The organism is Actinoallomurus liliacearum (assembly GCF_039542035.1).
GTDB classification, from domain to species: Bacteria; Actinomycetota; Actinomycetes; order Streptosporangiales; family Streptosporangiaceae; genus Actinoallomurus; species Actinoallomurus liliacearum.
In genome coordinates this window covers 1,049,419-1,071,243 of record NZ_BAABHJ010000005.1, presented here as the reverse complement: position 1 = coordinate 1,071,243, position 21,825 = coordinate 1,049,419, and the positions used below count along the sequence as shown (strand labels likewise).

The 21,825-nt window shown below is 72.5% G+C and carries 21 protein-coding genes; 7 read left to right on the top strand and 14 right to left on the bottom strand.

Translation table 11 applies throughout. The features are described from left to right. Nucleotide 1: 1 nt before the first annotated feature. The 3 genes from ABD978_RS12975 to ABD978_RS12965 all read right to left on the bottom strand — a co-directional run bounded on the left by ABD978_RS12975 (nucleotide 2) and on the right by ABD978_RS12965 (nucleotide 1,951). Complete coding sequence (locus ABD978_RS12975) at nucleotides 2-175, bottom strand: Trm112 family protein (RefSeq protein ID WP_345353393.1); 174 nt, start codon at nucleotides 173-175, stop codon at nucleotides 2-4. Next, entirely contained in the window at nucleotides 172-1,527 is a 1,356-nt protein-coding gene (locus ABD978_RS12970) for a phosphomannomutase/phosphoglucomutase (RefSeq protein ID WP_345353697.1), read from the bottom strand. Before ABD978_RS12970 ends, ABD978_RS12975 begins: the two co-directional genes overlap by 4 nt. 61 nt (nucleotides 1,528-1,588) lie before the next feature. Further along, nucleotides 1,589-1,951 (bottom strand): DUF3499 domain-containing protein, encoded by a 363-nt coding sequence (locus ABD978_RS12965; RefSeq protein WP_345353391.1) that lies wholly within the window; start codon nucleotides 1,949-1,951, stop codon nucleotides 1,589-1,591. A 145-nt stretch (nucleotides 1,952-2,096) separates the two neighbouring features. Between ABD978_RS12965 and ABD978_RS12960 the strand changes: the two genes are divergently transcribed. After that, nucleotides 2,097-2,528, top strand: coding sequence for a metallopeptidase family protein (locus ABD978_RS12960; protein ID WP_345353389.1), 432 nt, complete (start codon nucleotides 2,097-2,099; stop codon nucleotides 2,526-2,528). A gap of 159 nt (nucleotides 2,529-2,687) precedes the next feature. Here the strand turns inward: ABD978_RS12960 and ABD978_RS12955 are convergent, their stop codons facing one another. Both ABD978_RS12955 and ABD978_RS12950 read right to left on the bottom strand, forming a co-directional pair. Next, nucleotides 2,688-2,951, bottom strand: coding sequence for a WhiB family transcriptional regulator (locus ABD978_RS12955; RefSeq protein WP_252810716.1), 264 nt, complete (start codon nucleotides 2,949-2,951; stop codon nucleotides 2,688-2,690). A 222-nt stretch (nucleotides 2,952-3,173) separates the two neighbouring features. Then, nucleotides 3,174-4,007, bottom strand: coding sequence for a hypothetical protein (locus tag ABD978_RS12950; RefSeq protein WP_345353387.1), 834 nt, complete (start codon nucleotides 4,005-4,007; stop codon nucleotides 3,174-3,176). Between the two features lie 99 nt (nucleotides 4,008-4,106). Here ABD978_RS12950 and cofD point away from each other — a divergent pair, with 99 nt between their 5' ends. From cofD to ABD978_RS12935, 3 genes are all read left to right on the top strand, one after another. Next, nucleotides 4,107-5,048, top strand: a complete 942-nt coding sequence (gene cofD / locus ABD978_RS12945; RefSeq protein ID WP_345353385.1) for a 2-phospho-L-lactate transferase — start codon at nucleotides 4,107-4,109, stop codon at nucleotides 5,046-5,048. Continuing rightward, nucleotides 5,045-6,313, top strand: a complete 1,269-nt coding sequence (locus tag ABD978_RS12940; protein WP_345353383.1) for a coenzyme F420-0:L-glutamate ligase — start codon at nucleotides 5,045-5,047, stop codon at nucleotides 6,311-6,313. Before cofD ends, ABD978_RS12940 begins: the two co-directional genes overlap by 4 nt. A gap of 85 nt (nucleotides 6,314-6,398) precedes the next feature. Continuing rightward, nucleotides 6,399-7,388 carry a hypothetical protein gene (locus ABD978_RS12935; protein WP_345353381.1) on the top strand — a complete coding sequence of 330 codons (990 nt, stop codon included), beginning with the start codon at nucleotides 6,399-6,401 and terminating at the stop codon, nucleotides 7,386-7,388. Nucleotides 7,389-7,398: 10 nt separating this feature from the next. On the opposite strand, the gene ABD978_RS12930 is transcribed toward ABD978_RS12935, so the two are convergent. Next, the gene (locus ABD978_RS12930) at nucleotides 7,399-8,376 is read right to left on the bottom strand and encodes a substrate-binding domain-containing protein (protein ID WP_345353379.1); all 978 of its coding nucleotides are present in this window, start codon (nucleotides 8,374-8,376) and stop codon (nucleotides 7,399-7,401) included. A gap of 255 nt (nucleotides 8,377-8,631) precedes the next feature. Here ABD978_RS12930 and ABD978_RS12925 point away from each other — a divergent pair, with 255 nt between their 5' ends. After that, nucleotides 8,632-9,576, top strand: coding sequence for a C40 family peptidase (locus ABD978_RS12925; RefSeq protein ID WP_345353376.1), 945 nt, complete (start codon nucleotides 8,632-8,634; stop codon nucleotides 9,574-9,576). A gap of 52 nt (nucleotides 9,577-9,628) precedes the next feature. Here ABD978_RS12925 and ABD978_RS12920 read toward each other — a convergent pair whose 3' ends face one another. The 5 genes from ABD978_RS12920 to ABD978_RS12900 form a co-directional block, all read right to left on the bottom strand. Beyond that, on the bottom strand, nucleotides 9,629-12,181 hold the full coding sequence (locus ABD978_RS12920; RefSeq protein ID WP_345353374.1) for a bifunctional FO biosynthesis protein CofGH: 2,553 nt from the start codon (nucleotides 12,179-12,181) through the stop codon (nucleotides 9,629-9,631). Nucleotides 12,182-12,233: 52 nt separating this feature from the next. Continuing rightward, the gene (locus tag ABD978_RS12915; RefSeq protein ID WP_345353372.1) at nucleotides 12,234-13,139 is read right to left on the bottom strand and encodes a DNA-3-methyladenine glycosylase family protein; all 906 of its coding nucleotides are present in this window, start codon (nucleotides 13,137-13,139) and stop codon (nucleotides 12,234-12,236) included. A 9-nt stretch (nucleotides 13,140-13,148) separates the two neighbouring features. Continuing rightward, on the bottom strand, nucleotides 13,149-14,201 hold the full coding sequence (gene manB, locus ABD978_RS12910) for a mannose-1-phosphate guanylyltransferase (RefSeq protein ID WP_345353696.1): 1,053 nt from the start codon (nucleotides 14,199-14,201) through the stop codon (nucleotides 13,149-13,151). Between the two features lie 49 nt (nucleotides 14,202-14,250). After that, the gene (locus tag ABD978_RS12905; RefSeq protein WP_345353370.1) at nucleotides 14,251-15,366 is read right to left on the bottom strand and encodes a glycosyltransferase family 4 protein; all 1,116 of its coding nucleotides are present in this window, start codon (nucleotides 15,364-15,366) and stop codon (nucleotides 14,251-14,253) included. A gap of 102 nt (nucleotides 15,367-15,468) precedes the next feature. Beyond that, nucleotides 15,469-16,176: a class I SAM-dependent methyltransferase gene (locus ABD978_RS12900; RefSeq protein ID WP_345353368.1), complete on the bottom strand. Its 708-nt coding sequence runs from the start codon at nucleotides 16,174-16,176 to the stop codon at nucleotides 15,469-15,471. 82 nt (nucleotides 16,177-16,258) lie between these two features. On the opposite strand from ABD978_RS12900, the gene ABD978_RS12895 reads away from it, so the two are divergent. Both ABD978_RS12895 and trxA read left to right on the top strand, forming a co-directional pair. Continuing rightward, nucleotides 16,259-17,206, top strand: coding sequence for a lysylphosphatidylglycerol synthase transmembrane domain-containing protein (locus ABD978_RS12895; RefSeq protein ID WP_345353366.1), 948 nt, complete (start codon nucleotides 16,259-16,261; stop codon nucleotides 17,204-17,206). 99 nt (nucleotides 17,207-17,305) lie between these two features. Next, nucleotides 17,306-17,635 carry a thioredoxin gene (gene trxA, locus ABD978_RS12890; protein WP_345353364.1) on the top strand — a complete coding sequence of 110 codons (330 nt, stop codon included), beginning with the start codon at nucleotides 17,306-17,308 and terminating at the stop codon, nucleotides 17,633-17,635. Between the two features lie 2 nt (nucleotides 17,636-17,637). On the opposite strand, the gene ABD978_RS12885 is transcribed toward trxA, so the two are convergent. Genes ABD978_RS12885 through ABD978_RS12875 form a run of 3 tightly spaced genes read right to left on the bottom strand, consistent with a single transcriptional unit; the run spans nucleotide 17,638 to nucleotide 21,773 of the window. Then, entirely contained in the window at nucleotides 17,638-18,783 is a 1,146-nt protein-coding gene (locus tag ABD978_RS12885; protein WP_345353362.1) for a glycosyltransferase family 4 protein, read from the bottom strand. Further along, nucleotides 18,780-19,676, bottom strand: coding sequence for a glycosyltransferase family 2 protein (locus ABD978_RS12880; protein WP_345353360.1), 897 nt, complete (start codon nucleotides 19,674-19,676; stop codon nucleotides 18,780-18,782). The genes ABD978_RS12885 and ABD978_RS12880 overlap by 4 nt, the downstream gene beginning before the upstream one ends. Before the next feature lie 54 nt (nucleotides 19,677-19,730). Further along, nucleotides 19,731-21,773 carry a hypothetical protein gene (locus ABD978_RS12875; protein WP_345353358.1) on the bottom strand — a complete coding sequence of 681 codons (2,043 nt, stop codon included), beginning with the start codon at nucleotides 21,771-21,773 and terminating at the stop codon, nucleotides 19,731-19,733. Nucleotides 21,774-21,825 lie beyond the last annotated feature (52 nt).

Below are 21,825 nucleotides of genomic sequence, written 5' to 3'. Positions count from 1 at the left end.
GTCAGGCCGGGGTCCGCGCCTCGTCGACCAGCAGGACCGGGATGTCGTCGCGCACCGGGTAGGCGTACTTGCACGTTCCGGTGCAGACGAGCTCGTCGGCCGCCTCGTCGGCCTTCAGCTCGCCCCGGCAGTTGGGGCAGGCCAGGATCTCCAGCAGCCAGGCGTCGATGTTCAACTTTCTTCCTTTCGGACGACGGCGAGCACTTCGTCGCGCACCGCGGCCATGGTCTCGGGGTCGGCCGCCTCGGCGTTGAGGCGGAGGAGGGGTTCGGTGTTGGACGGTCGCAGGTTGAACCACCAGTCGGCGTGCCCGACCGTGAGGCCGTCGAGCTCGTCCAGGGTGACGCCGGGCCGGCCCGCGAACTCGGCGCGCACCCGCGCCGTCGCGGCCGCCTGGTCGGCGACCTCGGAGTTGATCTCACCGGACGCGGTGTACGGGCTGTAGGCGGCGAGCAGCGCGGACAGCGGCCGCTCCTGCTCGCCGAGCGCGGCCAGGACGTGCAGCGCGGCGAGCATGCCGGAGTCGGCGAACCAGAAGTCGCGGAAGTAGTAGTGGGCGGAGTGCTCACCGCCGAAGACGGCGCCGGCCTCGGCCATCGTCTGCTTGATGAACGAGTGCCCGACCCTCGTGCGGACGGGCTCGCCGCCGTGCTCCCGGATGAACTCCGGGACGGCCCGGGAGGTGATCAGGTTGTGCACGATCCGCGCGCCGGGGTGCTTGGCCAGCTCCCGTACGGCGACCAGGGCCGTGATCGCCGAGGGCGTGACCGGCTCGCCGCGCTCGTCCACGACGAAACAGCGGTCCGCGTCGCCGTCGAAGGCCAGCCCGATGTCGGCGCCGTGCTCGCGGACCGCCGCCTGCAGGTCGCGGAGGTTCTCCGGCTCGATCGGGTTGGCCTCGTGGTTCGGGAACGTGCCGTCGAGCTCGAAGTAGAGCGGGACGATCTCGATCGGCAGCCCCGCGAACACGCTCGGCACCGTGTGCCCGGCCATGCCGTTGCCGGCGTCGACGACGACCTTGAGCGGACGGATGCCCGACAGGTCGACGAGGGACCGCAGATGCGCGGAGTATCCCGAGAGCAGGTCCAAGCGGCGGACCGTCCCCGCCGGGCCGTCGTGGGCGGGAACGCCCTCCTCGACCAGCCGGCGCATCTCGCCGAGCCCGGTGTCCCGGCCGATCGGCCGGGCGCCCGCCCGGCACAGCTTGATGCCGTTGTACCGGGCCGGGTTGTGGCTGGCGGTGAACATCGCGCCGGGCAGTCCGAGGCTGCCGCTGGCGTAGTAGAGCAGGTCGGTCGAGCCGAGGCCCGCCTCCGTGACGTCGGCGCCCTGGGCGGCGGCGCCCCGCGCGAACGCGGCGGACAGCGGGCCCGACGAGGCGCGCATGTCGTGGGCGGTGACGATCGCCGTGGCGCCGGTGACGCGGACGAAGGCGGCACCGGCCGCCTCGGCTATCCGCTCGTCGAAGTCATCGGGCACGATCCCCCGGACGTCGTACGCCTTGAAGATCTTGGCCAGGTCGCCCACCTGCGCCCCCCTGCTCATGGCCCGGTCGTCGCATTGCGGTCATGAGCCTACCGGGAGCGGATCAGGGTTTGCGGGGCGTGTCGGAGCGGAGGACCCGCAGATGGCCGCGCCGGCCGACCTCGATGCCCTGCCCGACCGGTTCCTCCCGCGGCGTGGCCGGTTTCGCGGCCTCACGGACGGCGTTGGCCAGTGCTTCGAGGTCGTCAGTGGTCGGCTCGGACTCTTCGGCGGGGAGGCGGACGAGCTCCCAGCCGACGGGGGCGGTCAGGCGCTCGGCGTGCTCGGCGCAGAGGTCATAGCAATGCGGCTCGACGTACGCTGCCAGCGGGCCCAGAACAGCGGTCGAGTCGGCGTAGACGTACGTGAGCGTGTAGACAGCAGACTGCTTGCACGCGGTGCGGGAGCAGATGCGGACGGGGCTCACGACGGGAACGTATCTCCTCCTGCCGCCCCCGCGCCACTATCCTCACTTCGTGTCGCCGTATTTCCGACGCGCGACCGCATAACGGATCTTTGTGCGGGGGGCGGTCCGGCGAGGTCCGGACTATGCTCAAGGAGTGCGATCCCGGGTGACACGCTCCAGCACACGCCGCCGCGACCGCCGTGGACGCGGCCTGCGCGGCCCGCTCGCGCCGCCCGATGCGCCGATCTCCCGGACCCGCGCCGAGCGCTTCGACGATCTGGTCCGCGAGGAGGCGCGCCGGCTCGAGCAGCGATGGAGCCGCGAGTTGACAGGTGTCGAGTTCGCCGTCGAAGAGGTCCCGCCCGTCGAGCCGTGGGCGGACCCGGCCGATCCGGTTCCGCTCGGGCGTCTGCTGCCCGCGGCGGACGGCAGACCGGCGCGGATCGTGGTGTACCGGCGGCCCGTGGAGGCGCGTGGCGGCGACGATGAGCGCGACCGCGTCCGGCTGGTCCGTGACGTGGTCGTCGAGGAGGTCGCGGATCTGCTCGGGCTCGCGCCGGAGTCCATCGACCCGACCTACGAGTCCCGCGACGACTGAGCCTGAACGGCCCGCCTGGTCCGCAGGCCTCGGCGCATGGACGTGCGAGATCCGACGACCGTACGCGGCGCCCCCGGGCCCTGCCGGACCGCGTCAAGCCGTCCGGCAGGACCCCGGTGAAATGGTCGCCGCGGGCGTCAGACGCCGCGGAGGCGGATTTCAGCCTGCCGCGCGCTTGAGCTTCCGGCGTTCACGTTCGGAAAGACCTCCCCAGATCCCGAACCGCTCGTCATGCCCCAGCGCGTATTCCAAGCATTCCGCCCGCACCTCACAGGCACGGCACACTTTCTTGGCTTCACGGGTCGAGCCACCCTTTTCCGGAAAAAAAGCTTCCGGGTCGGTTTGCGCGCACAGCGCGCGCTCCTGCCAGCCCAACTCTTCGCCGTCTGCACCGTGCGCCAGCGGGATGAGCACTTCGCTCACAGACGCACCTCCTCGCCCCGTGGAGTCCCCCCTGGTCACCTTCCCCGACTCAGTCCCCCGGGAAGGCAGAACTACACCCATGAAATTACACGCGTGTATGACCAGGGACGTCAAGCCGAATGGGCACGGCACGGGGTGTCACGACCGTAAAGCCGTGCTGACCTGCAGAGACGATCAGTGACTCCACAGAATCCCGCGGTTATGTGTTTCTGCCGTCGCCGACTACTCCGGAGGCCGGTACGGGTCTGCGGGAGGCGACTGATCCGACTCCCCGGATCCCGATGAGGTCTCCTTCGTCTCCTGCGGTGCCGGCTGCTCCGTGCTGCCGTAGGCACGCGTCCACTCACCCTCGCTCTGCCCGGCCGGCTGCGCCGGCTGGGCGGGCTGGGCCGGTCGCTGCTGATAGTAAGCAGACTGGCCGTACCCCTGCTGCGGATATGGCGACTGTTGACCATACGGTTGCTGCACCTGGGGCTGTCCATAGGGCTGTTGCGGCTGACCGTAAGGCTGCTGCTGACCGTACGCCTGGCCGTACTGCGGCCCCGGCTGGCCGTAACCCTGCTGGGGATACTGCGGAACGGCCGGCGGCGTCGGCTGGAGCGACTGGAACGTCGAGAAGGCGTAGAAGGCGCCGACCGCCAGCACCGCGAGCTTCGCGACGCCGTACAGGAACATCGCGAACTTCGCACTGACCGGAATGTCCAGGATCGCGGCCTCGCTGCCGCTGCCCGCCGCGAGGCCCGCGAGGATGCCGATCACGTCGAACAGCGCGATGACGCCGAGCAGGATCACGCCTGCCAGGGCGACGTTGCGGGCCTGGGCGATCGGGGGGCCGCCGAGCCGGGACGCCAGCGCCACCGCCGCCACGACGACCGCGACGGTGGCCACGCCCGCGAAGAAGTTGTCGTACGCGACGAAGTTGTAGGCGCGGTACGTAAAGGTCGTGCCCTTACCCGTGGACAGGCCGATCAGTCCGCTGAGGAACTGCAGGACGACCGAACCGAGGAGGATCCACGCCCCGGGTCCTCGTAGCCGCTGCGCGGCGTCGTTGTTCACGCGTGTACTCCCTGTGAGTAATCGGATCCTTGCCAGCTTCGCATACCGACCGACGGCCCGTGGGCGTCCGCCGCCCCCCGAGGTGCCAGACTTGTCCGCATGCGCATCGTGGCACTGGCGGGCGGAATCGGGGGAGCCCGTTTCCTGCGCGGACTACAGCAGGCCGCCCCAGAGGCGGACATCACCGTTATCGGCAACATCGGCGACGACATTTCACTCTTCGGGCTTCGGGTCTGTCCCGATCTGGACACCGTGATGTACACCCTCGGCGGCGGCATCAACGAGGAGCAGGGATGGGGCCGCGCGGACGAGACGTTCACGATCCGCGAGGAACTCGCCGCGTACGAGGTCGGCCCCTCCTGGTTCACCCTCGGCGACCGTGACTTCGCGACGCACATCGTGCGCACGCAGATGCTGGACGCGGGATACCCGCTGTCCGCCGTGACCGAGGCGCTGTGCGAGCGCTGGAAGCCCGGTGTGCGCCTGCTGCCGATGAGCGACGACCGGGTGGAGACCCACGTCGTCATCGAGGAGGAGCAGGGCCGGCGGGCCGTCCACTTCCAGGAATGGTGGGTGCGCCTGCACGCGCAGGTCCCGGCCCGCTCGATCGTGGCCGTCGGGGCCGAGGACGCCAAGCCCGCGCCCGGCGTCCTCGAGGCCCTGGACGCGGCCGACTTCGTGATCCTCCCGCCGTCCAACCCGGTGGTGAGCGTGGGGACGATCCTGTCCGTTCCGGGCATCCGCCCGGCGGTCGCGGCCAAGACCGTCGTGGGCGTCTCCCCGATCATCGGCGGCGCTCCCGTGCGCGGCATGGCCGACGCCTGCCTGACCGCGATCGGCGTGGAGACCTCGGCGGGTGCGGTGGCCGCACACTACGGCGCGGACCTGCTCGACGGCTGGCTCGTGGACACCGCCGACGCCGCGCTCGAGGGCGACCTCGACGGCATCGCCGTCCGCGCCCGGCCGCTCCTGATGACGGACGTGGACGCCGCCGCGGACATCGCCCGCGCCGCCGTAGACCTGGCCCGGGAGCTCGCGTGAGATTCGAGGTCTTCGGACTTGACGGCCTTCCCGAGGTGCGCGAAGGCGACGACGTCGCCGGGCTGATCGCCGGGGCCGATCTGCGGGACGGCGACGTGGTCGTCGTCACCTCCAAAATCGTCAGCAAGGCGGAGGGACGGATCCTGGTCGCCGACGACCGGGAGAAGGCGATCGACGCGGAGACCGTGCGGGTCGTGGCCCGGCGGGGCGCCACGCGGATCGTGCAGACCCGTCAGGGCCTGGTCCTGGCGGCGGCGGGCGTGGACGCGTCGAACACCGGCCGGGGCACGGTGCTGCTCCTCCCCGAGGACCCGGACGCGTCGGCGCGCCGCATCCGCGCGCGCCTGCGCGAACTGACCGGAGTCCGCGTCGGCGTGATCGTCTCGGACACGCTCGGCCGCCCGTGGCGGCTTGGCCTCACCGACGCCGCCATCGGCGCGGCCGGCCTCTCCCCGCTGGACGACCTGCGGGGCCGCGTCGACGCGTACGGCAACCAGCTCGACGCCACGGTCGTCTCGGTCGCCGACGAGATCGCCTCGGCGGCCGAACTCGTGAAGGGCAAGCTGGCCGGTGTCCCGGTCGCGGTCGTGCGCGGCCTGGCCGGCCTGGTGACCGAGGAGGACGGGCCGGGTGCGCGGGCCCTCGTCCGCTCGCCCGACGAGGACATGTTCCGGTACGGCTCGGCGGACGTGCTGACGGCCCGCCGTACGGTCCGGGAGTTCGCGCCCGAGCCGGTCGACCCGGCCGCGGTCCGCCGGGCGGTGGCCGCCGCGATCACCGCGCCCGCCCCGCACCACACGACGCCCTGGCGCTTCGTGCTGGTCGAGGAGCACAAGGACCGGCTGCTCGACGCGATGCGCGACGCCTGGGAGGCCGACCTGCGCGGCGACGGCTTCAGCGAGGAGTCGATCACGCGGCGGCTCAGGCGCGGCGACGTGCTGCGCCGCGCCCCGTACCTCGTCGTGCCGTGCCTCGTGGCGGACGGCGCGCACGACTACCCGGACGCCCGCCGGTCCCGCGCCGAACGCGAGATGTTCCTGGTCGCCATGGGCGCGGGCGTGGAGAACCTCCTCGTCGCGCTGGCCGTCGAGGGGCTCGGTTCGTGCTGGGTGTCGAGCACGCTGTTCTGTGCCGACGTCGTCCGCGAGACGCTCGGCCTGCCGCCGAGCTGGGACCCGATGGGCGCGGTCGGCGTCGGCCATCCCGCCGCTCCCCCGCGCGACCGGCCGCCCCGCGACCCGGAGGACTTCATCCTCCGCCGCTGAGCCGTCGCGGCCTCACGCCGGCGAAGGAATCCGATCACTCCTGCGGGGGAGGCTCGTGGGGGGCGGGTCCGGCCACGTTGGGAGCATGACCGGTTCCGCACTGAGTGTTCCCCAGTCCATGGCCGGGCGGCGAGCGGCGTCGCTGACGTTCGGCTGGGCCGTGGGTTACGGCGGGTTCGGCGTGGCCTGCGCGCTGACCGGCACCCCGGTCTTCGCCGGGGGCGGTCACCGGGCGCCGGCCTCGGTGGACTGGGCCGTCGTGGCGTTCGCCCTTCTCACGGCGGGCGCCGCCCTCGCGGCACGGCAGGGCCCGCGGCCCGTGGTGCGGGGCCTGTTGTGGGCGCTCTGCGGCCTGTCCGTCGTCTCGGCGTTCGGCCTGTTGATGAGCCTGATCACGCTCGTCTTCGGGGAGGGTGTCGACAGCCGGGCCGCGACCGCCAACCAGGCGCTGGCCGCCGTCGGCACCGTCCTCCTCGCCAGGGCCGCCCGCACCCTCCGATCCCCCGTGGCGCGCGACGTCGCCGTCCGCCGGGAGCCGGTCCCGGCCTCCCGGCCCATACGTCTCACCGCCTGGGCCGGAACCCTGGCGTTCGCGCCGTACGCGGCGATGAAGACGGTCTGGGCACTGGACGGGACCTTCGCCGGGACGAACGGCGCGGAGATGCGGGCGATCGCCGAGCGCAACGGGGCGTCCGGTCTGTGGCTCACCCTGGAGTCGTGGGGTCTGGACGGCACGGCGCTGCTCGCCGCGCTCGGCGTCTTCCTGCTCTTCGGGCTGGTCCGCCCGTGGGGTCAGGTGTTCCCCCGGTGGATCCCGTTCCTGGGCGGCCGAAGGGTGCCGCCGGCCCTCCCCCTGGTGCCGGCCGTCATCGGCGCCGCGACGCTGGCCCCGTACGGCACGGCCGGGATCTGCTACGCCGTCCTGGGCACCGCCGGAGTCGTGACCGTCCCCCGCGGCGACTTCCACTCCTCCTCCGACGCGCTGCTCGTCGCCTGGGTAGGCCTCGCGGCCTTCGCCGTGTACGGCGCCGCCCTGATCGTCGCCGCTCGCTCGTACTGGCAACGGACGAGGTGACCTCTCACCGTCAGGCGCGCATGGCGGCGGCGACCTGGGACGGGGTGGGGTTCGGGAGAATCTTGGGGAGGGTCTCCCGCAGGCCGAGGCGGGTCGCGTCGCGGGCGTCGATGCGGCCGTCCGCGGTCCGGAAGCCGTACCACTGGAAGGTGTCCCGGGCCTGCTGTGCCTGCAGGGCCCAGCGGAACGCGTCGGCGGCCTGGGCGCGCAGGGGGTCCGTGCTCACCGCGACGAACGGGTGGTCGAGGAGGAGGGTGCCCTCCTCGGGGACGATGACCGACGCCGGATTGGGCCGGTGGGCGTCGTTGTAGGCGACGACCGACTGTTCGGAGGCGGCCACGAGAGGGCGGCGGAGGTCCTCCAGCCCGGCGAACGAGGCGTAGAGCCGGGCCGGGTCCGGGTCGCGCCGCGCCGTGACGGGGCCGATCGTGGCCCGGGCGGCCAGCGCGACCGCGGCGCCGGCGGCGTTGCGGGCCGGGTCGAGGACGCGCACCGACGCGTGCAGCGGAGCCTTCTTCAGCAGGCGCCAGCTCGCGGCGGTCCCGTCGTCCCGCAGCTCGGCGGCGACGGCGCGCGGTGCCGCGATCACCACGGGGGACGCGGCGAGCGGCGAGCCGAACCCGACCGTCCGCGCTCCGGCGGCGCGGGCGCGGTCGAGCCACATCGAGGAGTCGGGCACCCACGCGTCCGCGCCGGCCGGGTCGCCTTTGGCGAGAGAGCGGACGACCGTCGCCGGGTCCCGCGCCTCGACCTCGATCTGGGCGCACCGCCCCCCGATCTCGTGCGGCTGCACGTTGAAGCGGGCGGCGACGGCGGCGAGCGCGGGGGTGATGTCCGGGGCGGCCACCACGCCGACCTGCAGCGTCCTGCCCTGGCAGGCCTGCGGGCGGTCGCGCAGGAGATACCAGCCGGCGGACAGGCCGACGAGGAGGACCGCCGCGCCGGCGACCAGCAGACGAATCCGGGGATCCCTCCTGGTCACGGCCATGAGCCGGAGAATAGCGCGCCCGGCGGACTACACCCGTAAAGCCCTCTCTGAACGCTTCATCAGCTTTGAACGCTCAATGAGAATAAATGAGCGATTTTCGTACCCGCCAGTAGGTACTTACTTTGCGTGACAATCTGTGTCCGATTCGACCGGGTTTGTGAAAATCCAGAATTACTCCGCGCACGGTGCCATGATCACTGCCCCCGCAACCCCGACCGGCGCGGTCCCCTAGCCGCGCCAGGAAAGGACCCGCTCATGACAACGAGACGACCACTCGTCACCGGCCTGAGCGTCGCCGCCGTGTCCATCGGCGTCGCCGCACTCGCCGGTTGCTCGTCCTCGCACGTCGAGGCCACGTCGTCGAGCAAGAAGGTGACCGCCCACTACTTCGTGGCCACGGCCGCCCTGAACACCCGCGCGGGCAAATCGCTCAACGCGAAGGTCGTCACGGCCGACAAGTACAAGAAGGGACAGAAGGTCCCCGTCGTCTGCCAGGACCCGGGCGAGTACGCCTACGGATCCAGCATCTGGGACAAGACGACGGACGGCTCCTGGGTGACCGACGTCTACGTCAAGACCGGCCACACCGGCTACGCCCCCGGCGTGCCCCGGTGCAGCACCGGCACGTCGAACACCGGCGGCGGGAGCACGAGCAGCGGCGGCAACACCCCCGGCTCCAGCAACTGCTACAGCAGCGCCGCCGTGCACGGGCGCAACAACGGCGCCATCGGCTCCCGTGGCGGATCGGTGACCGCCCGCGTCAACCGGGTGATCGCCGTCGCCACGGCGGAGACCAAGAAGGTCCGCAGCTACTCATGGGGCGCCGGCGGCAAGGGCGGCCCGTCCTGCGGCATCGCCAGCCTGAGCCCCGGCGGCTACAACGACTACCGCCGGTACGGCTTCGACTGCTCGGGACTGACGCTGTACGCGTTCTACAAGGGCGCGGGCATCGACATCGGCGCCAACACGACCCAGCAGTACAGCCGGGGCCCGAAGAAGAGCTGGTCGTCGCTGCGCAAGGGCGACCTGATCTTCTGGGGCAGCGGTGACGACATCTACTCCACGACCCACGTGGCGCTCTACATCGGCAACAACAAGATCATCGAGGCCGCGCCGCCCCGCGGCTCGCACAGCGTGCACGTCACCACCCTGTACGGGTCGGGACGGCACACCGCCCACGTCATCCGCTTCATCAAGTAGGTGACCCGGCGGACAGGGCGCCGGACCGCCCTGTCCGTCCTCCACCCGCCCCTCAGTGGGCCAGCGGCAGGAACCGGCCGACGCCGTCGGTCGCCAGCGCCGCGGCGCGCCGTTCCTCCGGCACCGGGCCGTACAGCGTCGTCCGCTGCCGCGCCGGACGCCCGGCCCGAGCCGCCAGTCCCTCCAGCGCCGACATCGTCTTGAACGAGCCGTTCTCCGACCCGGCCATCCGGCTGATCGTCTCCTCCATGAGCGTGCCGCCGAGGTCGTTGACGCCGCCCCGCAGGACCTGCCCGCACAGCTCGTCCTCGAGCTTCACCCACGAGCACTGGATGTTCGGGATCGCCCCGTGCAGGAGGACGCGGGCCAGCGCGTGGACCGCGCGGTTCTCCCGGGCGGTCGGGCCCGTCCGGGCCAGGCCGGCGAGGTAGATCGGCGCGTTATGGTGCACGAACGGCAGCAGCACGAACTCGGTGAAGCCACCGGTGCGCTCCTGGATCGACCGGATCAGCTTCAGGTGCGCGACCCAGTGCGCGGGCGTGTCCACGTGGCCGTACATCATCGTGGAGGTCGTCGGCAGGCCGATCTCGTGGGCGGTCGTCACCACCTCGATCCACGCCGACGTCGGCAGCTTGCCCTTCGTGAGCACCCAGCGGACGTCGTCGTCGAGGATCTCTGCGGCCGTGCCGGGCAGCGAGTCCACGCCCGCCGCCTTCGCCTCGAGCAGGAAGTCGCGGATGGACAGGTCGGTCCGGGCGGCGCCGTTGACGACCTCCATGGGGCTGAAGGCGTGCATATGGATCTCCGGGGCCCGCCTCTTGACCTCGCGGGCGAGATCGAAATAGGCGGTGCCCGGCAGGTCCGGGTGGATGCCACCCTGCATGCACACCTCGGTCGCCCCGGCCGCCCAGGCCTCGTCGACCCGCTGCCCGACCTGCTCGATCGACAGTGTGTACGCGTCGGCGTCCGTACGCCGCTGGGCGAACGCGCAGAACCGGCAGCCGGTGTAGCAGACGTTGGTGAAGTTGATGTTGCGCGTGACGACGTACGTCACGTCGTCTCCGACGGCGTCGCGGCGCAGGTCGTCGGCGAGCCGCGCCAGGGCCTCCAGCTCGGGGCCGTCGGCCTGCAGCAGCGCGAGGGCGTCCTGGTCGGACAGCCCGGCCGGGTCCCGCTCGGCGCTGCGCAGCGCCGCCGCGACGTCGGCGTCGAAGCGTTCGGCGGGCCGGATCCGCGTCCCCACCTCCGACCAGTCGCCGTAGACCTCGTCGAAGTCGTCCCGGCGGTCCTTCGTACGGCCCTCGGCGTCGATCGCCACGTGCAGGTCGGTCCGCCCGGCCTCGCCCCAGCTGCCGTCCGGCTCCTGCCAGGGCAGGCCGACCGGCGTGACGTCCTCGCGGGCCAGGCCGTCCGGGCCGGCCAGCGCGGCCACGTGGGCGGCGAGGCGGGGGTCGAGCCAGGACTCGCCGCGCCGGACGTACTCGGGGTAGATGGTCAGGCGCTCCCGCAGCGCGAACCCGCTGTCGGCGGTACGGGCGGCCAACTCGTCGATCTGCGGCCACGGGCGCTCGGGGTTGACGTGGTCCGGCGTCAGCGGCGAGACGCCGCCCCAGTCGTCGATGCCCGCCCGCAGCATCAGGGCGTATTCGGAGTCGACCAGGTTCGGCGGGGCCTGCACGCGCGCCCTGGGCCCCAGGACCACCCGCGTCACGGCGATCGTGGCGGCCAGCTCCTCCAGCTCCGCGTCGGGCGTGGCGCGCATCTTGGTGTCCGGCTTGGCGCGGAAGTTCTGGACGATGACCTCCTGGATCCCGCCGTACTCCCGCATGACCTTGCGGATGGCGAAGATCGACTCGGCGCGGTCGTGGACCGTCTCGCCGATGCCGATGAGGATCCCGGTGGTGAACGGCACGTTCGACCGGCCGGCGTCCTCCAGCACGCGCAGGCGTACGGCGGGGTCCTTGTCCGGGGACCCGAAGTGCGCGCCGCCCTTCTCCTCGAAGAGCCGCCGGGACGTCGTCTCCAGCATCATGCCCATCGACGGCGCGACCGGCCGCAGCCGCTGCAGGTCCCGCCAGCTCAGCACGCCGGGGTTGAGGTGGGGCAGCAGCCCGGTCTCCTCCAGCACGCGGATCGCCATCGCGCGCACGTACGAGAGCGTGTCGTCGTAGCCGTGCGCGTGCAGCCACTCGCCGGCCTGTTTCCAGCGGTCCTCCGGCCGGTCGCCGAGGGTGAACAGGGCCTCCTTGCAGCCCAGCTCGGCGCCCTGGCGGGCGATCTCCAGAACCTGGTCGGGGCTGAGGTAGGGCGCGTCCAGGCGGCCGGGGACCGTCGCGAACGTGCAGTAGCCGCACCGGTCGCGGCACAGGCGCGTGAGCGGGATGAAGACCTTGCGGCTGTAGGTGATCACGCCGGGCCGGCCGGCGGCCTCGAGCCCGGCGTCACGGACGCGGGCGGCGTACGTCAGCAGCGTCTCCAGGTCCTCGCCGCGGGCGTGCAACAGCACCTCGGCCTCGGACACGTCGAGCGATTTGCCGTCGCGCGCACGGGCGAGCGCGCGACGGAGGGCGGTGGGTGAGGGTGCCGGGGCGACCAGATCACTCATGCTGGCAACCTACGCCGGGCCGGTGTCCGGTGTTCTCACTGCCCCCGGCGGGTCAGAAGTGGCGGTAGTCGCGGACGGACATCCGCGGGCCCCTGCGCGGTGGGGTCGCGCCGGACAGCTCCAGCAGGCGGGTGACGCGGTAGCGGTGGCCGGCGTACGGCGCGAGCAGTTCGAGCATGCCCGCGTCGTCGACCTTCCGGCCGCTCAGCGCCCAGCCGACGATTCCGGGGATGTGGTAGTCGCCGACCGAGACCGCGTCGGCGTCGCCGAGGGCGCGCTGCCGCACCTCCGCCGACGTCCACACGCCGATGCCGCTCAGTGAACGCAGCCGCCGGTCCGCCTCCAGCGTGTCGCCGACCTCCAGCCGGCTCGCCACCCGCGCGGCGCCGATGATCGTACGGGCCCGGACCGCCTCGATGCCGGACTTGTGCCACTCCCAGGAGGGGATCGTGACCCAGGTCCGGGGCGGAGGCGGCACCCGCAGATCCAGCGGACCCGGCGCGGGCTCGCCGAACCGGCGCACGAGGTAACGCCAGGCCCGCCACGCCTCCTTGCCGACGACCTTCTGCTCGAGCACCGCCGGGACGAGCGCCTCGAAGACGTTGCGGGTCCGGCCGACGCGCAGGTGCCGCAGGCGCAGGCTCGCCCGGCGCAGGACCTCGTGCTCCGGCCGGAACGATTCGGGGTCGTCGGCGGCGCCGAGCAGGTCGGGCACGCCGTCGAGCAGCCAGGACGCTCCGGGCCCCCACGCCTCCGCCTCGATCTCGCCGCCGCGCCCGAGCAGCCGCAGGGTGCCCGGCCCGTCCGGGGTCGTCGACGCCCGCCACACCGCCCCGTCGGGCGTCACGGCGAAAGCGGGGTCGCCGGTGCCCCGCCGGTGCGGCGCCAGCGTCAGGCGCACGTCGACCGGCCACGGCGGACGCCAGGTCCGGGTCGAGGAGGCCTCGCGGGTGAGCACGTCGAGTCCCTACACGTCGGCGGAGAACCGCACGGCCGTCTCCGGCAGCTGCACGCCGGGCCACAGCCGCAGCCCGTCACGCAGCTCGTTGCCCGGGCCGACCATCGCGCCGTCGCCGATCACGGCGTCCGACACGACCGCGCCCGCGCAGATCCGCGCGCCCCGGCCGAGCACCGAACGCGACACCCGCGCCCCCCGCTCGACGACGGCGCCGTCGAACAGCACGCTGGACTCCACGGTCGCGCCGGACTCGACCACGGCCCCGGCGCCGACGGTCGTGCCGCCGGAGACGGCGGCCTCCGGGGCGACCATCGAGCCATTGAGGAAGAGCACGCCCCCGCCCGGCCGCACGGCGGGCGACTCCATCCGGCCGAGCACCAGGTCGCAGGAGCCCTGGACGAACGTGGCCGGCGTGCCGACGTCCAGCCAGTACGCGCCCTCGACGTACCCCATGATCGTCTCGCCGGAGGCGAGCAGCTCCGGGAACGTCTCGTACTCCACCGACACCACCCGGCCGGTGGGGATCACGTCGATCGCCGAGCGGCGGAAGACGTAGCAGCCGGCGTTCACCTGGTTGGTCGGCGGCTTCGGGGACTTCTCCACGAACGCGATGACCTTGCCCTCCGAGGTCGTCGGCACCGCGCCGTAGCGCCGGGCGTCGTCGACCAGGGTCAGGTGCATCGTGACGGCCGCGTCGGACTTCTCGTGCATCGCGACCTGGGAGACCAGGTCGTGGCCGGACAGGATGTCGCCGTTCAGCACGACGACCGGGCTGTGGTCGTCGCAGGTCAGCTTCGCGGCGGCGTTCCGGATGGCGCCGGCCGTGCCCAGCGGCTCGTCCTCGGTGACGTAGACGAGCTCCAGCCCGAACCGCGACCCGTCGCCGAACGCCTCGGTGAACATCGCGGCGCGGTACGAGGTGGCGAACACGACCCGGCGGATGCCCGCCGCGCTCGCCTTGCGCAGCTGGTGCTCCAGCAGCGGCACCCCGGCCGTCGGCAGCAGTGGCTTCGGCGTCGAGATCGTCAGCGGCCGCAGCCGCGTGCCCTTACCGCCGACCAGCAGGATCGCTTCCAGGATGCCCCTCCCTCATGAGTACCGGCCAGTCACCTTACTGTTCGACGGCGCGCTGGTACGCCGCCAGATGAGCCTCGGCGGATGCCGCCCAGGTGAATTCCCGGGAACGGACGTGCGCCGCCTCGGCGAGCCGCCGCCGCCGCTCCGGATCGTCGATCAGCGCCCGCAGCGCCGTCGCGATGTCCTCGATGCCGGGCTCGGTGTAGGCGACGGCCTCGCCGCCCACCTCCGGCAGCGAGGCGCGGTGCGTGGTCAGCACGGTGGCGCCGCACGCCATCGCCTCCAGGACCGGCAGGCCGAACCCCTCACCCCGGCTGGGCAGGGCGACGGCCAGCGACCCGGCGAAGAAGCCCGGCAGCGACGGCCACGGCAGGTAACCCGGCCGGATGACCCTCAGGTGGGCGGGGACGTCGGCCAGCGCGGCGTCCAGCTCGTCGTCCCAGCCCCCGCTGCCGGCCAGGATCAGCGCGGGCGGCCCCTCCAGGCCCTCCGTCGCCCGGACCCAGCCGCGGATGAGGTTCGGGACGTTCTTGCGCGGCTCCAGCGCGCCCAGGAACGCGATGTAGGTCCGCCCGTGCAGGCCGAGCCGGTCGGAGACGCGTCGCCGCTCCTCCTCGGTCGGCGGATGGAAGATCGTGTGGTCGACACCGTGGTAGGCGACGTCGATCCGGGTCGGGTCCGCGCCGAGCAGCCGGACGAGATCGTCGCGGGTCGCCTTGGACGGGACGATCACCCGGGTCGCGCGCCGCACCGCCGTGCGCGTCGCCGACCTGATGAACGTCGTCTTGACCGGGTTGTGCTCCTCCGGGTCGGTGAAGTACGCCATGTCGTGGACCGTGACGACGGTCGGCAGACCCGGCCGGAGCGGAATCGAGTAGTACGGCGCGTGGATGACGTGCGCGCCCACCTGCTGGGCGACGAGCGGCAGGCCCGTCTGCTCCCACGCCAGGCGCGCCTGGCGGTGCGCGATCGAGGTCGGGCCGGCGACGACCCGCGCCTTCGGCGCCAACTGGCCGTACCGCTCCTCGTCCGACCGCTGGCAGACGACGGCCAGATCGGCGTCCGCGCGGTGCAGCGCGCCGATCAGCCCGTCGACGTAGCGGCCGAGCGCGCCGCGGTCGGCGGCTATGGCGGTCGCGTCGATCAGCACACGAGGCACCACGGTGTCAGTCGCCCCCTCCGTCCGGTGCCAATGTGGTCGGGATCACTCCCGATCGGAAGCCTACGCCGATCGATCGTCGACAGGGGGACGTCAGCCCTTCTTGCGCGCCCTGATGAGGACGATGCTGCCGCGATCGTTCGGGCTCCGCCGGTCGGCGAGCGCGACCAGGGGGGTGAGCGGCGCGGCGGCGTTGAACCCGGCCCGGCCGCCGTACGCCGACAGCGAGAGGTAGAGACGCTCGGTCGCCTTGGTGCGGAACTGGTAGGAGTACTCGGCGAGCTCCATCCCGCGGTCGGCCAGCAGCTGCCCGAGGCTTTCATGCGTGTAGGTGTGCTGCACGTGGTACTTCGCGCAGTGCGCCGCACGGAGCTTGGGCCACTCACGCGACCGGCTGAGCACGTCGGCGGACATGAACAGCTCGCCGCCCGGCTTCAGGATCCGCGACATCTCGTCCAGCGCCGTGCCGCCGTCGTCGAAGTGCTCGATCGCGCACACCGACAGGACCGCGTCGAAGGTGCCGTCGGCGAAGGGCAGCTTCAGCGCGTCGCACTCGATCAGGGCCGGCGGGTGCTTCAGCGTCCGGCCGTACAGCATCTTGCCGCGCGCCAGGTCGATCGAGACCGCGTGCGCGCCGCGCTTGCGGGCCTGCCCGGCCCAGTAGCCGTCGCCGCCGGCCACGTCGAGCACTCGCTTGCCGCGCAGGTCGTCGCCCATCCAGCGCAGGAGGGTCCCGGCCTCGCGGAAACGGCACACGTGCACCTGGTGGCCGACGAAGGCCTTCGCGTCGTTGAGTTTCATCGCGTTCACTTTACGGCCCCGGCGGACTGTGTACCCGCTGATCACCGAGTGTTCATCGGCGCGTACCGACTAGTCTGGCGGGGTGATCTCCCGCCTGCGAGCGAGCCGCCTGGCGCGCGTCGCCCTGGTCGTCGTCGCGCTCGGTTTCTGCGGCTATGGGCTGTTCGCCCGCTGGGACGACACGCGCGACGCCCTGACCCGGCTGTCCTGGCCGTACGCCGGTGCCGCACTGCTGGCGGGCGTGCTCGGCCTCGGGGCGTGGATGCTCGCGTGGCGCCGCCTGCTGGCCGGCCTGGGCTCGCCGCTGCCGCTGCGGGCCGCGGTGCGGATCTACTTCGTCTCCCAGCTCGGCAAGTACATCCCCGGGTCGGTGTGGGCGCTGGTCGCCCAGATGGAGCTGGCCAAGGAGCACCGGGTGCCGCGCGATCGCGGCGCGAGCGCCGGCGTGCTGTCCATGGCCACCACGGTCGCCACCGGCTGCGCGGTCGCCGCCGTGACGCTACCGCTGACCTCGCCGGACGCCACCCGCCGCTACTGGTGGCTGCTCGCCCTCGCGCCGATCTTCCTCGCCATGCTGCACCCGCGGATCCTGGCGTTCGCGCTGAACCGCGCGCTGCGCCTGGTGCGCCGACCGCCGCTGGCCCGCGCCGCCGGGCTCGGCACGATGGCCCGCGCGGTGGCCTGGACGGCGGTGGGCTGGCTGCTGTTCGGCGCGCACACGTGGCTGCTCGTGCGGGCGGCCGGCGGGCACGGCCTCTTCCTGGCCACCGGGGCGTACGCCCTCGCTTTCACGGCCGGTTTCATCATCATCATCGCGCCGGGCGGCGTGGGCGTGCGGGAGGCCGCGCTGACCGTGACGCTGGGGCCGGTGCTGCCGGCGGCCGGCGCGCCGCTGGTCGTCGCGCTCGCCTCCCGCGTCGTGCTCACGGTCGCGGACCTCGCGTGGGCGGGCGCCGCCGTACTCCTGGGTACCCGACACCCCGTCCTCGCGGAGGACGAAGTGGAGCCGGTCGCCGGCCCGGTCGACTAATCTCTGCCCGCTGGAATATCGCCAGGGCCACCGGCCTTGTGATCCGTGTCGCCCGACGCCGCACTCGGCGGCGTACCGGAAGGAGAGATAATGGCTGGCGTGGCCACCGAACCCATCACCGTGACCGACGCGACCTTCGACCAGGAGGTCCTGGCCAGCGACACGCCCGTGCTGGTGGACTTCTGGGCGTCGTGGTGCGGGCCGTGCCGCATGATCGCGCCGATCCTGGACGAGATCGCCGCCGAGTACGCCGGCAAGCTCAAGATCGCCAAGCTCGACTACGACGCGAACCAGGCGACCCCGGGCAAGTACAACGTGCTCGGCCTGCCGACCCTCCTGCTGTTCAAGGGCGGCGAGGTCGTCGAGCAGATCACCGGCGCCAAGCCCAAGCGCGCCCTGCTCAAGTCGATCACGCCGCACATCGGCTAGTCCTAGGCCGACCGCGCCTCACCGTCGGCCCCGCTCGGCATGAGCGGGCCGGCTGTGAGGAGCTGCTCGAGGTAGGCGGTCCAGTGCGGCTCGGAGTCGACGGGCCGCACGCCCGCCCGCAGCCGCGCCGGCTCGCCCGGCGCGTAGAAGCGGCTCAGCGCCTCGGTCAGCGAGTCGACGTCGTCCGGCTCGCACAGCACCCCGTCGACGCCCTCCCGGACGTGGTCCGCGAGGGTGCCGGCGCGTGTGGCGATCACGGGGATGCCGTGCTCGTACGCCATGAAGACGTTCTGCGAGGCCGTCGCGGTCCGGTAGGGCAGGACGAGCGCGTCGGCGCCGGCGAACAGCTCCGGCACCTCGGCGGCCGGCACGTATCCCGGCCGCAGCTCCACCCGCTCCTCCAGTCCCAGCGAGGAGATCAGCGCGCGGGTCTCGTCCGCGCCGCCCCAGAACTCCCCCGCCACGGTCAGCGCGACGCCGTCCACCCGCGCGAGCGCCCGCAGCAGCACGTCCAGGCCCTTGTACGGCCGGACCATGCCGAAGAACAGCAGACGCTCGTGAGGGCCCTCTGGCGCGCCCGTGAACACTCTGGTCCCCTGGGGGGGCGTCGGCAGGTGCGCGGGCAGCACGGCCGTGCGGACCGCCGTGCCCGGCGCCAGATCGCGGGCGAGCTGCGCCTGCTGGGCGGAGTGCACCAGGGCGCCGTCGACGCCCGTCAGCAGCCGGCGCATCAGCGGCACGTCGTACGGCTTGCGCTCGTGCGGCAGGACGTTGTGGCACAGCGCCAGGACGCGCGGGCCCTGGCCGTCCCGGCCGCCCAGGCCCAGCAGCATGCCGAGGTAGGCCGGGACCTGCACGGGCGAGAGCACGACGAGGATGACGAGGTCCTGGGCGCGCAGGCGGCGGCCGATGCGCAGCCAGCCGTCCGGGCGGTACCAGGCCAGCGCGTGCCGGGTGCCGGGGAACGGCTCGCCCTCCGGAGTCGCGATCGTCTGCTCGCCCGGGTAGAGGAAGGACGGATACTGCGCCTTCCACGACTCCAGGGTCACGTCGTGTCCGGCGGCGGCCAGCCGGTGCGCGAGCTCGGTCGTGTGGTGGGCCCCACCGCCCTTGTACGGGAACGCGGGCCCGATGATCGCGATCCTCACGTGTCTCCCCGCGATCGCACGATCAAGTCGGCCAGCAACGCCATCGACGCGATGATCAGCCCGGTCACGAAGATCAGCACCGTGTTGATCGCGAACCGCAGGGGGTGCAGGATCATGTCGAGGATGCCCTTGGCCACGCCGAGTCCCAGCAGCCACAGCGCGAGCGGCATCAGGACCTTCAGCGGGTTGAAGTACATCACCATCCGCAGCACCTGCAGGATGTAGCGGTAGGCGTCGTGCACGAAGTGGAACTTCGAGCTGCCGGACCGCTTGAAATAGTCGATCGGGACGTAGCGGATGTCGTGCTGGTTCGACATGAACGCCAACGTGATCGTCGTGACGCAGGAGAAGCCGGGCGGCAGGAGTTTCAGGTAGGGCTCGGCGACGTCCTTGCGGAAGGCTCGCAGTCCGGAGTTCAGGTCGGGGATCTTCTGCCCGGCGAGCCGCTCGGCCACCTTGCGGATGAACCACTTGGCCGGCACCCGCAGGAACTTGTGGGTGCCCTCCTCGGTGGTGCGGGCGCCGACGACCTGGTCGATGGTCGGGTCCTGGTCGAGGATGTCGATCAGGTCGGGAATCCGCTCGTTCGGGTAGCTCATGTCGGCGTCGGTCCAGACGACGATGTCGCCTCGCGCCTGCTGGGAGCCGATCCGCCGGACGGTGCCGGATCCGCCGTTGCGGTGGAACGGCACGACCTGCATGTTCGGGAACTGCGGGGCCGCCGCCTCGAGCCGGGCCAGGGTGTCATCGGTCGAGCAGTCGTCGACGGCCAGCAGCTCATAGGTGTGCCCGCTGGCGTCCATCGCCTTGCAGATGCGCTCGACCTCGTCGATGACGTGATCCTGCTCGTTGTAACACGGCAGGACGATCGTCACATGGGGCGTGGTAGTCACGCCCGGCGAGGATAGTCGCCCGCTCCGGTGCACGGTTCCAAGCGTACGCAACGTTCACCCTCTGTACACGGGATCGGTCATCCAGACGTTGATCGTGAGCGACCACGTGCCCCGGGGGGCCGACACCAGGGTGCTCGCGTCCCGGCGGGTGTGGACGTGGAAGACCCGCTCGGCCCGGCCGTACGGCTCGACGTCGATGGAGTCGGCGCCCAGCAGCACCGGACGACGGCCGGCCGCGACGACCTTCTGGATCACTCGCCGCACGTCGTTCTCCGGTGCGGTCTTGAACCCGGCGGCGATGCGCACGCGGGCGGTGGGCGTGCCGCACATCCCGCGGATGAGCTGGGCGAACCGGTCGCCGGTGACGCGTTCGATGAAGAGCACCGAGGCGTTCGGGCCGATGGCCCGGCACATCGCCTGCGCCTGGGACACCTCGCGCTCCTCGGTCCGCGTCACCGCCATCGGCGCCGAGGCCCATGCGGTCGGTACCAGGATCATCAGCGCGCCCACGACCGCCACGCCGGTCGTGGCCGCGCGGCCCGGGACGAACCGCCGCGCGTGGCGCGCCGTCCAGGCGACGGCCCACAGCGCGAGCAGGAGCAGGCCGGGGATCACCATGCCGATGAGGCGGCGGCTCGCCCACGGATGGTCGGGCGTGATGCCGGGCCGCCAGAGGGTCGCCAGCGTCGTCCAGACGATCAGCGCGTACGGCAGGAGCCAGGCGGTGCGGCGCCGCCGCAGCAGGTCGCGCAGGACCACCGCGGCGCCCACGGCGGCCAGCAGGACGGCGGGGATCCCGATGTACCACGCCACCCAGTGCAGGCTCAGCTCCGAGTACTGGCGGTTCGGGTCGAGCGGCAGGTTCTGGGACCGCTGCAGGGCGGCGATGAAGGAGGCGTTGACCCGGTCGTCGGGGTTGTTCGGCACCCGGCGCACGGTCTGCAGCATCGGGCGGGCGGCGAAGAAGGCCAGCATCGCGAAGGTCGCCGGGACCGCCAGGTCCGGCAGCCGGAACCTCGTGAGGTCCGGCAGCCCCCAGCGGCGGATCACCAGGCTCGCGACCGCCGAGGCCGCGACCACCGCGACCGCGATGAGCAGCAGCGGATACAGCGACGCGCCCAGGTAGTGCAGGTAGGGCCGGGACATCACGAAGCCCTCGAGCAGTCCCGCGCCGACGCCGGCCGTCAGGCCCGCCAGCAGCGGGAGGCCGACGCGCCGCCGCAGCGCGAGCAGCAACCCCGCGAACGCCACCACCGGCAGCACGTCGCGCACCCCGTCGATGCGCACGAGGATCGTCAGCCCCAGCGACAGCCCGCCGAGCAGCGCCGGCAGGCGGCGGCCCGCGCGCACCGCGTCGAGCGTGAGGGACACGCCGCCGAACATGAGAATCAGCGCGCCCGTCTCGCTGTAGATCGACCGGGAGATCATCATCATCGGCCAGGTCAGCCCGAGCGCCAGCGCCGCGACGGGCGCCCAGCGCGAGCCGATCAGCCGGGCGGCCAGGCCCGCGAACGAGATCAGCGCCAGCGCGCCGACCAGCGGCATCATCGCCAGCGTCGCGTACGGTCCGCCGAGCCAGCCGCCCGGCGTGACGGTCAGCGGCATCCCGGCCATGAACTGCGGGACGAGCACGCCGCCGCGCTGGTAGAACGCCGGGCTGCCGTACGTCAGCGCGCCGTCCCCGCCGCCGAACGCCCACCGCATCTGCGGGATCGGCAGCGAGCCGTGGCCCGCCAGCCAGGTCGCGAAGTTGAAGTACGACGCCGGGTCGCGGCGCACGACGATCTGCTGGGAGCACATCACGAGCTGCAGCGCGCCGAACGCCGCCGCGATCACGAGGAGCCACGCCACCGGCCGCCAGGAGGCCCGGCCCATCGTCAGGCCGGTGGGCCGTACGGCCCGCAGGCCGAACCTGAGCGTGACCGCCGCCACCGGTACGTACAGCGGGATCGCCGCCCAGGGCCGGAAGATCCCCGCCATCAGCAGCGGCAGGGCGACCGCCAGCCAGGAGGCCAGGAGCAGGGCCGGGATGACGGTGATCCGGGCGAGGAGGAGGTCCGCCCGGGATGCTCCGGAACCTCCGTCGTTGTCGTCCATCGAGTCCGGAGAGTAACGGCCGCGCGAGCCTGACGGCCGAGTGGCCGTAATC

Bases quoted from the DNA above. Each gene is read 5' to 3' on its own strand.
- ABD978_RS12920 (WP_345353374.1), bottom strand. From the start codon at position 12,181: ATGAGTGATCTGGTCGCCCCGGCACCCTCACCCACCGCCCTCCGTCGC.
- ABD978_RS12925 (WP_345353376.1), top strand. From the start codon at position 8,632: ATGACAACGAGACGACCACTCGTCACCGGCCTGAGCGTCGCCGCCGTG.
- ABD978_RS12930 (WP_345353379.1), bottom strand. From the start codon at position 8,376: ATGGCCGTGACCAGGAGGGATCCCCGGATTCGTCTGCTGGTCGCCGGC.
- cofD (WP_345353385.1), top strand. From the start codon at position 4,107: ATGCGCATCGTGGCACTGGCGGGCGGAATCGGGGGAGCCCGTTTCCTG.
- ABD978_RS12935 (WP_345353381.1), top strand. From the start codon at position 6,399: ATGACCGGTTCCGCACTGAGTGTTCCCCAGTCCATGGCCGGGCGGCGA.
- ABD978_RS12900 (WP_345353368.1), bottom strand. From the start codon at position 16,176: ATGAAACTCAACGACGCGAAGGCCTTCGTCGGCCACCAGGTGCACGTG.
- ABD978_RS12875 (WP_345353358.1), bottom strand. From the start codon at position 21,773: ATGGACGACAACGACGGAGGTTCCGGAGCATCCCGGGCGGACCTCCTC.